The sequence below is a fragment of the Bacillus sp. BACIII genome (genome assembly GCF_057836745.1).
Map to the genome: position 1 here is coordinate 2,971,770 of NZ_CM174437.1, position 13,844 is coordinate 2,985,613.

Sequence of the window (13,844 nt, forward strand, 5' to 3'; positions counted from 1 at the left end):
GCGGTTATTTTTTTTCATCTTTTTTCTCATCTTTCTTATCGCTCTCTTTGTTATCCTTTGCTTCGTCCTTTTTGCCGTCTTTATCCTGTCCTGCGGAAGCTTCAGCGGTGTTTTCGTCCGCTTCTTTTTTCTGCTCCTCCGCCTCTTTTTTCGCCTTCTCCAGCTCGCTTTCCACGGCGTCCAGTTCTTTCTGCTTTTCGTCGTCTTTCATACTGTCATCCGCCAATAATTGCTGCTTATATTTTGTAAGCCCCAGCCAGATATACGGGTTGTACTCAAGATTGCGGCCGATATTGATGGCTTCTTCATTTTCCCCTCGCCCGATATCGATCCAATAAAGGAAGTGCTTCGGATCTGATTGCAGGGTGACCAGATTTCCGATGTTTTTCCGCTGTTCTTCCCTCAGATTTTCAACTGCCACATAAGAAGAAGCAAGCTCGTACTGCACCGATTCAGGAAGGCTTTCCGCATCGTATTTGGCGAGTGTGTCAATGACTTTGCTGTACTGCTGATTTAAAAAATAGCGGTTGCTTTCGGTGATTGCCTCTTGCTTCGGCTGGGCGAAAAACAGTGCGTACAAGGAATACAGAAGTGCCGGCACAAGGAGGACGGCTAGCGCCAGTCCGGCGTATCTTTGGATTTTCCATTTCTTTTTCGGCAGTTTTATGTATGTCTTGTCCCTTGCTTCGAGGGAATCAATTACGGTTAGAATGGTTTCTTCCAGTTCTTCAAACGTTTCCGCTTCTAACACGCTTTTTACCTCGGGAGAGAATTGAAGCGTCTCCTTGTACTTCAAATATTCTTCGAAGGTGAAAGCCCCGTCAGCCGCAAGCGCCGCACATGCTTTGAGCTCTTTTAACACCCTTTCTCTGTCTTCTTCATAAGGCGGGAGGCTCTCCTTTACGCCGTAATGAAGAAAGTAAGGTGTCAGCGCTTTATCAAACACGATATTTTCCGGGGCGGCAATCAGATTGAGCCGTTTCAGCTTATGCTGTTTCACGGCTTGAACGAGACGGTAGGCAAATTGCCACCTGCTTTTCTTATCTTTTCCTTTTATATAGCGGAAAGCCTGGTAAGAAGAAGGGGGGCTGATCGTTATGGTTACTTCGTCTTCTGAGACTGAAACCTCTTTTTGAAAAAAAGGATCAGCCTCTTTAATCACGTTTGCTTCCAGCCCGTCAAGAAGCTTGACTTTTTCCCGCTGGAAGGTGAACGTGAAGCCTGATTCGGTTTCTTCCCGAACGGCGTCCAGTTCTGTTTCTAAATAAGATCTGTTATGACCTGTCATTCCACCATGTCCTCTCATAAAATTTCAAGGCGGTCTCCGTTCGTAATGCCGCAGTCAGATAATTTTTGCTCTCCGGAAAAAACCGTTTCTTTATTGACCACTCTGATCCAATAGCCTTCACGCGGCGGAACGGATACTTGCTGAGCCTGCCGGGCAATATCAATGACTTTTTTCACAGAATGGTAATCTGACAATCTGAGATCGAAGACGCTGCCGTTATAATGTGTTAAATCTATTGTAATATCGATATACATATTCATATCACCCTTACATAGAAAGAGCGCCGTCTTCTTGATTGAATCAGGCGCTCCGTTCTTCATTCATCTTATTATCCGCGAATTTGGTTAGCGATATCTTGGTCAGTAGACTCAAGCGTATTTGCCGTTTGATCGAGCTGATGATTCACATCTTGAAGCAATTCAGACATTTTAATAAATGAAGGTTTCAGCTGCTCATATTGATCCGCGAATGCTTCACTTGAAGCACCTTCCCACATGCCTTTCAAATCAGAAATCATGCGGTTCAGGCGGTCAACCTGATTCATGACTTCCTGACTTTCAACGCCATATTGCTTAGCCATCGCTCTTAGCTCTTCGGGTGTGACACGAATTAATCCAGACATATTCCTTATACCCTCCTGTGTCATCAGCCTAAATATGGGCTAATTCACTTATTTTTTGAACGTCATTATTATAAAAACAACAATTCGGCACAGTCAAACAAATCTGTTTTAATTTTACAAAATGAGTCTTATGATATATTGGATTTTTCGTTATATTTACACATTTTGTAAATACAATAGTATGATTATCTTATTCTTTTCCATTTTTTCAAATGATCCTATTTTCCTATTTCATTTCCGTTCAAAGATGCCTTTCAGTCTGAAAAACAAGATGGTAAGATCAAGATATGAAGCTATGAAAAAGTAGGGATACAGATGACCAATCCAAAAGATCCATTTAAGTACAGTTTCGACAGGCTTGAAGATGTAGCCGACCATATCAGCGAGGTCCTTCAATGCCCCATTACAATAGAAGACGTTAATCATAAACTGCTTGCATACAGCACGCACAGCGATTGTACAGATCCGGCCCGGACGTCAACGATTATCGGGCGGAGGGTGCCTGAAAAAGTCATCAATAAACTGTGGAAAGACGGAACCATTCCGGCCCTTTTAAAAACGGACCAGCCGATCAAAGTGAAAGAAATTGACGAGGTAGGCCTGAGCAACCGTGTGGCGATTTCCATCTGGAAAAACAGTCAGGTTCTCGGATTTATTTGGGCGCTTGAGATCAAAAAAAAGCTCAATGACGAGGATCTGAAGACGCTTCAGCTGGCAGCCAAAGCGGTGCGGAACAAGCTTTTGCACCTGCAGATCCGCAAAACGAAAATCGAAGAGCGGGGCCAGGAGTTTTTTTGGAAAATGCTGACCGGACATATTTATCAAGAAGCCGAAATGGCCGAAGGATTTCATAAGCTCGGAATGGCGCTGCCGTCCGTGTTCAGCGTCATGATCATCCGTTTGCATGAGGAGCTGACTGAAAAGACGGAACAGCAGCTGCAATATTTGCAGGAAACGACACAGCAGATTCATGTCATGCTGGCGACTGTCGATTCAAATGAATTAATCCTATTAACCGCGCCGAAAACCGATCAGCCTTTTAAAGATTTAAAGCAATTCGCCCTCCATGTTCAAAAACAGCTGAAAGAACGATATAAAATTGAGGATGCGTCGATTGCTATCGGCGGTATTTACGAATCAATTTCTTACGTTTACCGCTCCTACCAGGAAGCGCTCTCCGTGTTAAAAGCGAAAGAACGGTTTGTGAGAGAAACCAAACACCTTTTCAGCTTTTCTGAACTCGGCATTTATCAGTACCTTGATGTGTTGGATGAAAAACGTAAGCACAGCGGCTATATGAACTATTCCCTGTCAAAGCTTGAGCAGTATGACAGAGAGCATCAGGCCGATATGGTAAAAACGCTCGAACATTTCATTGATGCCGACAGCAACGTCAACACCGCCGCTAAAGCGCTTAACATTCATGTCAATACATTGAATTACAGGCTGAAGAGAATCAGCCAGATCGCAGAAATCGACTTAAAAAACGTGAATGAAAAGTTTACGATTTACCTTGATATCAAGCTTCGCAGCATGGGTTCGTGAAATTTCACAAATCCGTGTTTTTTTATTTTCTGTTTCAAACAAAGAATTTTCGCAAAAATCGCGCTACACTTGAAGTATCACACAAACATTGGGGGAAACAGACATGATTATCGGGGTTCCAAAAGAAATCAAAAACAATGAAAATCGAGTGGCATTAACACCTGGAGGCGTTTCACAGCTTATCGGAAACGGCCATCGGGTTCTTGTGGAATCCGGAGCGGGACTCGGAAGCGGTTTTACTAATGAAGATTATGTATCTGCAGGCGCGGAAATTCTGGAGGACAGACAGCAAGTATGGGATGCGGAAATGGTCATGAAGGTAAAAGAACCGCTGGCTGAGGAGTATGCGTATTTCCGTCAGGGCCTGATCTTATTCACTTACCTTCATTTAGCCGCAGAGCCGGAATTAGCTAAAGCGCTTACAGAAAAAGGCGTGACAGCTATTGCGTACGAAACGGTAACGGACGGACGTTCACTTCCGCTGCTTACGCCGATGTCTGAAGTGGCCGGAAGAATGGCCGCTCAGATCGGTGCTCAGTTCCTTGAAAAACCAAAGGGGGGAAAAGGAATTTTATTAGCCGGCGTACCGGGTGTATCCCGCGGGAAAGTCACGATCATCGGAGGGGGCGGCGTCGGGACAAATGCCGCGAAAATGGCTGTCGGACTCGGTGCCGATGTGACGATGATCGATTTGAACGCAGACCGCCTGCGTCAGCTTGATGATATTTTCGGGCATCAGATTAAAACACTGATCTCAAACCCTGTAAATATTGCAGACTCTGTCGCGGAAGCGGACCTTCTGATCTGCGCCGTGCTCATACCGGGAGCCAAAGCGCCGACTCTCGTTACGGAAGAAATGGTCAAACAGATGAAACCGGGTTCCGTCATTGTTGATGTCGCCATTGATCAGGGCGGCATTGTGGAAACCGTTGATCATATTACAACACACGATAATCCGACTTACGAAAAACACGGCGTCGTTCATTACGCTGTCGCCAATATGCCGGGCGCCGTACCGCGTACATCTACGCTCGCATTAACGAATGTGACCGTTCCTTACGCGCTTGAAATCGCCAATAAAGGCGCGGCAAAAGCCATTGCCGAGAGCCCGGCGCTTAAAGCGGGGCTGAATACGGCTAACGGACATGTCACGTATGAAGCGGTAGCCAAAGACTTAGGCTATGACTACGTGCCTGCTGAAAAAGCGATGCAAGGTTCAGCTGCAAAAGCTTAATAGATATGAAGAGGACAGCCTGATCAGCGGGCTGTCCTTTTTTCTTTCTCATAAAAGGAAAAACGGACACCTGTCTCGAATATCAATTCATATCCCGGAAGAAAAAGGAGGATTCATATGGCTGTTCAGCAATATGGTGTATTAAAAGGCACTGTGTTAGATATGAGAAGGGAAACAGATGATGATTCTCCGCATTTTCAAGTCGAGGTGTTAGGCGAGCCTGATACGCACTATCGCTGTGCGATCAATGTCATGTCAAGTTCAAAAGAATCAGAGGTTCTGTATGCGGCGCGCGATCATTTTGACGCAAGCGCGATCACCCTGCTGCCGAACATACCGTATGGGTACACCCCAATTGATGAAACGAGCCGTGAGCTGGCGCTGGATTATGTCCGCGGCGGATTGTTTGATCCCCGGAACATGGCGCCGCTCCCGCATGAAGTCACCGGGCCTGATAATGACTTAAATGATTTTATTGAGACGTATATGCAAAAAGCCAAAGCAGAAAAAGCCGTTGTCTATATTTACGGCTCTAAATTCGGACCGGAGCCGGGCGCTGATAAGATTTTCGGGTTCAAACCGACAAACGGCATGCATAATATTCATATGAATCAGGGAAATCCAATTGACACACGCTGGAAGAAGGATAACGGAACGTGGCACGACGGCGGTATTTTAATCCAGTTTGCAGACCAGTGGGCCGCGGTCTTTTTGGCTTTTCTGTCTCAGTCATGGTGCACGAATGAAGAAGGACACCCTTATACATTTTGTGATCATACACAGCTTAACAGCTGATGTCCGTATAAAATATAAAAAGCCTGCCGAAATAGCGGCAGGCTTTATTTATTACATCTTAGCGGCTTCGGCCTGTTTCAGGCTTTCCGGCCTCATATCACGCCAGTTTGTTTCAATATATTCGAGACAAACGGAGCGGTTTTCATTCATCAGGCGGGTTTCCCAGCCGTCCGGCACATCCAGATAGGCCGGCCACAGTGAGTACTGGCCTTCAGCATTGACTAGGACATGATATAAGCTGTCTTCCCGTTCAAATGGATTTGTCATAGCAGATTGATCCTTTCTTTACCGGACTGTACGCCGTCCGTTTAATTTCTCTGCCAGAATCGCGCCGATGTCGGCAAGCGGTCCCGGCTGGCACATATCCTTATGGCGGCAGTCTAAATCATACCGCTCGATTTTTCCCGTAATATACGGTTTCCAAGTATCCGGCTCAATCGGGTCAAACCACTCCGGAATAATCGTGGATCTGAAGAACAGTACATCTCCATGGAACGGCTTCGGCTTGTATGTTCCTAACAGCCCGACAGAATTAATGTACGTGTCTTTCAGGTTCATCATCACCGACTCGTCCAGACTGGCTAATGCGCTTCCCTCACGGCGGAGAATGGTCAGCGCGGTGTCAAAATCAAGCGGCTGATCCCCGAGGCTGTCCGGGTCGTACCCTCCCAGGGCAAGCAGCGCAATGACGGCTTCCTCGTCATCAGGCGCATTTTTTATCGGCAGAAAATGATTCGGGTACGCGTCAAGCATTACCAAAAGCGAAACCTCCTCGCCCCGGCTCTGTAATTGTGTCGCCATGGCCTGAATGACATTTCCCCCGAGAGACCAGCCGAGCAGACGGTACGGCCCTTTCGGCTGCACGGTGCGGATCTTTTCAATATAATCCGCCGCCATGTCATCAAGGCTTGCGGGAAGCGGTTCTTTTTTTCCGATGCCTCTCGCCTGTAAACCGTATATCGGATAATCGGCTGCTAAAGAAGACATCAGCCCGGCATAACACCAGCTGAGACCGCCGGCAGGATGGACACAAAACAGCGGTGTTTCTTCTCCGGCTGTTCTGAGCGGCAGAAGAACATCAAGCGCGCTTGTCCCTGTGCCCGTCTCAAGCCTTTCAGCAAGACTTGCCACCGTAGGAGCTTCGAATAATGTTCCGATACTGAGCTCGGCTCCCATCGCTTCCCGAATACGGCTCATTAAATGGACCGCAAGCAAAGAATGGCCGCCTAAATCAAAGAATCTGTCATCAATACCGACACGCGGCAGGTGCAGCACCTCTGCGAACAGCTCACACAGCATTTCTTCCTGAGGTGTTCTCGGTCCCCGGCCGGAGACCTCCATTTGGAAGTCAGGCGCAGGGAGCGCTTTTCGGTCAAGCTTTCCATTCGGTGTCAGCGGCAGTTCATCCATTTGGACAAAAGCAGACGGAACCATATAATCCGGCAGGCTTTCTCCGGCAAACCGGCGAATCTCTCCCGTATCTAAGCTGCTGCTGTCAGAGCGGACAAGGTAAGCGGCGATCCGTTTGTCTCCCGGCCGGTCTTCACGGACGACTGCGGCCGCGTCCTCAACTCCCGGATGTTTGACGAGAACCGCCTCGATTTCTCCCAGTTCAATCCGGAATCCGCGGATTTTTATCTGATGATCCGCCCTTCCCATATAATCAAGAGAACCGTCCGTCCGCAGGCGGGCTAAGTCCCCCGTCCGGTACATTCTCGTTCCCGGCGGGCCGTACGGATCAGCCACAAAGCGTTCCGCGGTCAGGCTTTGCCGCCCTAAGTAACCGCGTGCCACACCTTCCCCTGCAACATACATTTCGCCTGTGATGCCCGGAGGCACAGGCTCAAGCCGGTCATCAAGCACATATACGTTCAAATCAGGAATGCCGCAGCCGATGAGGCTGTTTGCCTTCAGTTCCGCAATGTTTTTGTCTAATTCAAGATAACTGACGTGCACCGTCGTTTCCGTAATGCCGTACATATTTATGAGCACCAGCTTATCATCCGGATGGCGGCTGTACCAATCTTCAAGCCGGCCCAGCTCAAGCGCCTCGCCGCCGAAGATGATATATCTGAGTGCAAGCTTGCGCCCCAGCTCTTCGTTTTCTTTTTCCGCATGCATCAGCTGGTAAAACGCTGACGGCGTTTGGTTAAGCACGGTCACTCGCTCTTTCACGAGAAGATCCAGAAACGCTTCCGGCGATCTGCTGATGTCATGCGGCACGACAATGAGACGACCTCCGTGAAGCAAAGGCCCCCACATTTCCCAGACAGAGAAATCGAATGCGTAAGAGTGAAACATCGTCCATACATCATCAGAATTAAAGCGATACCAGTGCTGTGTCGACTCAAACAGCCGGATGACATTGCTGTGCGGGATGATGACCCCTTTCGGCACACCGGTCGATCCCGACGTGTAAATGACGTAAGCCGGATGAAGCGGTGACAACGGACAAATCCTGTCTGCGTCAGTCGGATTCGTAACGGCATATTGCTCAAGTGTTTCTTTTTTCTGCGGGTCATCCAAAATGAAGGACGGCATACCGCTATCGGCAGGAAACTTACTTGCGCCTTCACAATTGGTAAGCATAAATACAGGCTTGGCATCCTGTAACATAAAAGCGATGCGGTCCGACGGATAATCGGGATCAAGCGGCAAATACGCAGCTCCCGTTTTCAGGACGGCTAACAGCCCGACAATCGTATCTAAAGAGCGCGGCAGGGCCAGCGCGACAAACTGCTCCGGGCCGACACCGCGGGCGATCATCATATGTGCGAGCTGATTGGCTTTTTGATTCAGCTCTTTATAAGTGAGCCGGCTCTCTTTATATACGGCCGCCGTTTCATCCGGTTTTTCGGCGGCCTGTCTTTCAAACAGTTCAGGCAATGTCTTTCGAGGCTGAGTGTGCTGTTTATTCCGTTTAACCGGCAATAGCTTTCGGCGCTCTTCATCAGAAAGAATCGTTAAGCTTCCGATCGGCTTTTCCGGATGCGATGCGGCATCTTCGAGCAGAAGAAACAGACGCCCCGCAAGTGCTTCAGCCGTTTCTTTTTTAAATAGGTCCGTGCTGAATTCCAAAAGACCTTCAATACCGGCAGGCGTCCCGTCGTTATGGCGCTGCTCGGCCAATTCCAGCGTCAAATCAAATTTGGACGCTCCGACGCTGCTGATTTGCAGGCTTGTTTCCATGTCCGGAAGGCTGAGTACAGGATCAGGCGTATTTTGGAATGCGAGCATCACTTGGAACAGCGGATGTCTTGACCGGGAACGAACCGGATTCAATTCCTCCACGAGACGTTCAAACGGCACGTCCTGATGTTCATATGCGGCGAGATTTATCGTCCGGACCCTTTCAAGAAGCTCACAAAAGCTTGGATCGCCTGAGGTATCGGTTCTCAGCACGAGAGTATTAATGAACATGCCCACAAGGTCGCACAATGCGTCATCACTGCGGCCGGCTATCGGGCTTCCGATCGGAATATCGGTTCCGGCCCCGAGCCGGGTCAGCAGTGCGGAAAGCCCTGATTGAAGCACCATAAACAGGCTTACGCGCTGATTTCTGGCAAGTGAGAGAAGACGGGCATGAAGCTCTTGGCCGATTTTGACCGGAATGACGCCGCCTCTGTAGCTTGATTCGGCGGGTCGCGGAAAATCAGACGGCAGCTCCAGCTGATCCGGTACATTTTCAAGTGTTTTCTTCCAGAAATTCAGCTGGCGTGCTATTAAGCTCTCAGAATCAGATACGCTTCCTAAAAGCTGCTGCTGCCAAAGCGCATAATCCGCATATTGAACCGCTAGCGGCGGCCATTCTGCTTTTTTGCCTGTTTGGCGGGCGATATAGGCTGCGGATAAGTCACGCATGAGCGGATTCAAGGACCAGCCGTCACCTGCGATGTGATGCAGAAGAACCATCAGCGCATATTCGCCGTCACCAAGATCAAACAGCTCAGCCCGTACGGCCGGCTCTTTTGCAAGATCAAACCGGTAGCGTGCCGCAGCGGCAAGCATGTCTTGAAGCTCGTTTTCGTCTGCATGTGTCACTGTAAACACGGGACGGGCTTCTTCAGCAGGCAAAATGAGCTGATGAGACGAGCCCTTATTTTCCGGAAAAACGGTGCGCAGGCTTTCATGGCGGCTCACAACATCATAAAAGGCGTGTTTCAGCGCTGTTTGGTTAAGCTTTCCTGACATACGGACAATCACCGGAATGTTGTAAGTCGGGCTCGGACCTTCAAGGCAGTAGAGAAACCAAAGACGCAGCTGCGCGAATGACAGCGGGATATGCTGCGGCCGGGCAAACGGCTTGAGCTTTGGCCGCGCATTCTTTGCAGTGTCCAGCTGTGCGGCGAGCCCGGCAACCGTCGGCGTATCAAACAGACGGCCGATGCCCAGCTCTGCGCCCATCGTCTCCCGGATCCGGCTCATCAGGCGTCCCGCTAAGAGTGAATGGCCGCCCAGTTCAAAGAATCCGTCATCAATTCCGACCCGTGCGAGACCGAGAACCTCGGCAAACAGCTCGCATAATATTTCTTCCTGCGGCGTCCGCGGCCCCCTGTCACTCAGGACAGCGGAAAAATCAGGTGCAGGCAGAGCATTGCGATCGATCTTCTTATTCGGTGTCAGCGGCAGTTCCTCCAGCTGTACAAATGCGCCCGGCACCATATAATCCGGCAGGCTTTCGCCCATATATGCACGAAGGCCGCCGATATCAAGGAGGTGATCCGCGACAGCATAAGCCGCCAGCCGCTTGTCTCCCGGCTGATCTTCACGGACAATGACAGCGGCCTGCGAAATACCCGGATAGTTCGACAGCACCGTCTCAATTTCCCCTAATTCTATCCTGAATCCGCGGATTTTAATTTGATGATCGGCTCTGCTGATATAATCAAGTGAACCGTCCTCACGCCAGCGCACGAGATCCCCCGTCCGGTACATTCTCGCACCTGCGAGGCCGTACGGGTCGGCAATGAATCTTTCCGCTGTTAAATCTGGCCTGTTAAAATAGCCTCTGGCAAGCCCCTCGCCCGCGATATAAAGCTCACCCGCAACTCCCGGCGGGACGGGCTGCAATGCGGCATCCAGCACATATACCCGCGTGTTCCAAATCGGCTTTCCGATCGGGGGCGTCCCTGTATAGCCTTTTTCAAGCGGCTGTGCGGCCGACCAGATTGTTGTTTCAGTCGGCCCGTACAGATTCGTCACTGTACAGCCTAATTCAAGCAGGGCATGCATTAACGCTTTCGGGAGCGCCTCACCTCCGACAAGCACCTGAAGCGACCGAAGTGAATCCGGTTCATTTGTGACTAATGAATGCCATAATGTCGGTGTTGCCTGCATGATGGAAATACCGTATGAGTGAATCATGTGTGCAAGCGCCTGCGGCTCCTGAATCGTCTCTTTTCGGGCAATGACGCACCCTGCCCCGCTGATGAGCGGAAGGAAGAGCTCAAGCCCGGAAATATCAAACGCCGCAGTCGTAACGGCAAGCAGGCGGTCTTGTCCGCCAAGCGGGAACAATTCGCGCATGGATAAGAGAAAATTGCTTACGCTTTTTAATGTGACGACAACGCCTTTCGGTCTGCCCGTTGAGCCCGAAGTATAAATGATATAAGCAGGGTTTAAAGGTGAACATTCCGCCTGAGCAGGACCGTCAGCATTTTGACCGGCAATGTTTTTTACCGTATCCGGGTCATCAAGAATAATCCTTTTTGCATTGCTGTCTTCCGGCATGCAGCCGGATAATTCCATCGTTGTAATCAGACAGACAGGCTGCGCATCTTTGAGCATGTATGTGATCCGCTCAGAAGGAAAATCAGGATCAAGCGGCAGATATGCGGCTCCTGTTTTCAAAACGGCCAGCATGCTCACGGCCAAATCCTGTGACCGTGGAAGCAGTAAAGCGGCAAATTGTTCCGGCCCGAGCCCTTTTTGCTTTAACATGCCGGCAAGCTGGTTTGCGCGCTTGTTCAATTCGGCATAGGTGAGCTCTTCGTTTTCCGTGATGATTGCCGGGCGGTGCGGTGTTTTTACGGCCTGGTCGTAAAACAGCTCCGGGAGACTTTTCTGCTTTTCAGGTTTGCACGTGTCATTCCAGCTTTTCAGCACGCGGAGACGTTCGCTTTCAAGCAGAAGATTGAGTGTGCCGATTTTTTGTGTCTGGTCTTTCACAGCTGATTCCAGCAGCAGCAGGAAGCGTTTTTGATGGTTTTCAATATCTTCGGCGCTGTACACTTCCGGATTCGCATCAAAGTCCACACGCAATCCGCTGCCGTCGGCTCTGTCGTAAACGTTAATTGACAAATCATCAACGGGCCCTGCTGATAAGTTATGAACGGTCCCCCGCGCTCCGGCGAAATCAAGCGCGTAATCAAACGGCATCACATTGACTTGCGGACCGAACAGCCTGCGGTTTTCTCCTAATAATTTAAGATCGCGGCGCAGGTCTTCATGGCGGTATTTCTGATGACGCCGGATGCTTCGGATTTCTTTTGCCACTTGGCTGACCGCCTCGTGAAAACTCATATCCGGGCGGAGAGAAAGCCGCAAAGGCAGCAGATTCATCACCATACTCGGAATATTCAGTGAAATCGAGCCGATCCGTCCCATCATCGGCAAACCGAGCACGATATCCCCGGCGCTTGTCATCCGATGAACATATACAGCTACCGCGGCCGTGACCGCCTCATGCCAGTTCGGAATCGCTTTCACATGCTGTACAGCCGTTTCAGAAAGGTAAGCCGTACTCCTGTGAAAGCTTGCTGACGTTCTCGGCGCTCTTTCTGCCAAGCTGACGACATCAGGTTCATCTGCAAATTTCTCCATCCAAAATTCCCGATCTTTCAGGAATTGATCAGACGCGCGGTACTCTTGATCTTCTTTTACCAGATCCTCCAAAGAACCGAAGGAGCGCCCGTTATCCGGACGTCCCTCCCGTATTGCGGTGTACATTTGCGCCGTACGCCGTGCCAGCAGTGAAAAACCGTAGCCGTCTATCGCGATGTGGTGAATGCGCTGATACCAGAAAAAGTGTTCCGGTCCGGCTTGGAATAAAATGTCGCGGTACAAGGGACCGGCCGCCATATCAACGGGCTCAGCCAAATCAGTCTGCATGATTCTGAGTGCGGCCTGCTTCGGATCAGCCGCTGCGCTCACATCTATGACATCAATCGTTGCCTCACAAGAAGGAGCGATCGTCTGTCTCGGTCCGTCTGTTCCCTCTGTGAAGCGGGCGTGTAATGACGCGGCTTCGGTCAGCACACGTTCAAGAGCCGTTTTAAATATATTCACATCGAACGCGCCATTTATCTCAACATACTCGCCTGTATTGTAAATCGGATTATCAGGATCAAGCTGCTGCGCAAACCAGATACCGGCCTGTGCGCCTGTCAGAGGCAGCTGTTGTGTATCATGCATTCTATTCTCTCCCTTATAAATAATCTGCATTCGGCAAGACTTTTTGAGATCGGGAAGAAAGCAGTCTCCACCACTCTTCAAGCGTCGGATTCTCCGCCAGTTCCACAAACGTCACTTCAGCTCCGTCACGGCGCCATTGTTCGACAAGGCTCATGATTCTGACGGAGTCAAGGCCTCTGTCCAGCAGGTCTTCCTGATCCGGAATATCGGACGGGGATTCTTGAAGAATCGCCGCAATTTGCTCCCGGACCCGTTCTTTTGTCAATGCGGCGGGAGTCTTCTCTTTTTCGTCAGAAACCGGGGAGCCGCCCAGCACTTCCAGCACTTCGTTTGTCAAAGCCGTGTAAGCGCAGCGCTGGGACGCATATTCGATGGCCATCTTATGTTTTTCTGAAGAAAAGTCAGCTACGGCGTCCCCGATAAAGAAGCTTTGAATATCATCCATAAAAGCTTCACAGGCTGTGACAAGGCAGCCGATGTGTGCGTAAATTCCCGTAATAATGAGCTGATCTCTGCCCTTTTCACGCATGATATCAAGGAGATTCGTCCGTTTAAACGCGCTGTATCTCCACTTTGTGAGGACAATGTCCTGATCTTCGGGGGCAAGCTCCGGAATGACCTTTTCTTCATAAGGACCGCTTTTAAGTCCCGGCCCCCAAAAATCCGTCAGCAGGGCGCGGTCTGCCGGGTCTTGGCTGCCCGGCTGCGCGGTATACACCACCGGAATGCCGAGCGCTTTGCATTGCTCTTTTATTTTCTTGATATTCTGAGCCGCCTCCGTGATCGGAGCCTTCCCTTTCTCAAAAGCATCGACGAAATAATTCTGCATGTCATGGATTAAAAGCACCGCGCGTTTCGGGTTCAGCGTCCACGATACTTTATTTTCAGGCATATCTGACGCTGTCGGCAGCGCATATGCGGGAATAGCCGGTATAGCCAATATAAAC

At 49.9% G+C, this 13,844-nt stretch carries 9 protein-coding genes; 3 read left to right on the top strand and 6 right to left on the bottom strand.

Annotated features, from left to right (window positions below):
- Positions 1-4: 4 nt before the first annotated feature.
- The 3 genes from essB to ACXN9U_RS14515 all read right to left on the bottom strand — a co-directional run bounded on the left by essB (position 5) and on the right by ACXN9U_RS14515 (position 1,910).
- Positions 5-1,288: a type VII secretion protein EssB gene (gene essB / locus ACXN9U_RS14505; protein WP_489201821.1), complete on the bottom strand. Its 1,284-nt coding sequence runs from the start codon at positions 1,286-1,288 to the stop codon at positions 5-7.
- A gap of 14 nt (positions 1,289-1,302) precedes the next feature.
- Positions 1,303-1,542, bottom strand: coding sequence for an ESX secretion system protein YukD (yukD, locus tag ACXN9U_RS14510; protein WP_016938101.1), 240 nt, complete (start codon positions 1,540-1,542; stop codon positions 1,303-1,305).
- Positions 1,543-1,616: 74 nt separating this feature from the next.
- Positions 1,617-1,910 carry a WXG100 family type VII secretion target gene (locus ACXN9U_RS14515; RefSeq protein ID WP_003152013.1) on the bottom strand — a complete coding sequence of 98 codons (294 nt, stop codon included), beginning with the start codon at positions 1,908-1,910 and terminating at the stop codon, positions 1,617-1,619.
- Between the two features lie 315 nt (positions 1,911-2,225).
- Between ACXN9U_RS14515 and adeR the strand changes: the two genes are divergently transcribed.
- The 3 genes from adeR to ACXN9U_RS14530 all read left to right on the top strand — a co-directional run bounded on the left by adeR (position 2,226) and on the right by ACXN9U_RS14530 (position 5,484).
- A complete protein-coding gene (gene adeR, locus ACXN9U_RS14520; protein WP_060964409.1) occupies positions 2,226-3,455 on the top strand; it encodes a sporulation transcriptional activator AdeR in 1,230 nt (409 codons plus the stop codon).
- 103 nt (positions 3,456-3,558) lie between these two features.
- Entirely contained in the window at positions 3,559-4,689 is a 1,131-nt protein-coding gene (ald, locus tag ACXN9U_RS14525; protein WP_049627275.1) for an alanine dehydrogenase, read from the top strand.
- A 117-nt stretch (positions 4,690-4,806) separates the two neighbouring features.
- Positions 4,807-5,484, top strand: coding sequence for a DUF2278 family protein (locus ACXN9U_RS14530; RefSeq protein WP_489201822.1), 678 nt, complete (start codon positions 4,807-4,809; stop codon positions 5,482-5,484).
- 51 nt (positions 5,485-5,535) lie between these two features.
- Here ACXN9U_RS14530 and ACXN9U_RS14535 read toward each other — a convergent pair whose 3' ends face one another.
- From ACXN9U_RS14535 to ACXN9U_RS14545, 3 genes are read right to left on the bottom strand one after another with little or no spacing between them, the layout of a single operon-like run.
- Positions 5,536-5,751 (bottom strand): MbtH family protein, encoded by a 216-nt coding sequence (locus ACXN9U_RS14535; RefSeq protein ID WP_060964406.1) that lies wholly within the window; start codon positions 5,749-5,751, stop codon positions 5,536-5,538.
- Positions 5,752-5,769: 18 nt separating this feature from the next.
- Positions 5,770-12,897 carry an amino acid adenylation domain-containing protein gene (locus ACXN9U_RS14540; protein ID WP_489201823.1) on the bottom strand — a complete coding sequence of 2,376 codons (7,128 nt, stop codon included), beginning with the start codon at positions 12,895-12,897 and terminating at the stop codon, positions 5,770-5,772.
- 13 nt (positions 12,898-12,910) lie between these two features.
- The gene (locus ACXN9U_RS14545; RefSeq protein ID WP_489201824.1) at positions 12,911-13,837 is read right to left on the bottom strand and encodes an isochorismatase; all 927 of its coding nucleotides are present in this window, start codon (positions 13,835-13,837) and stop codon (positions 12,911-12,913) included.
- Positions 13,838-13,844: the final 7 nt, after the last annotated feature.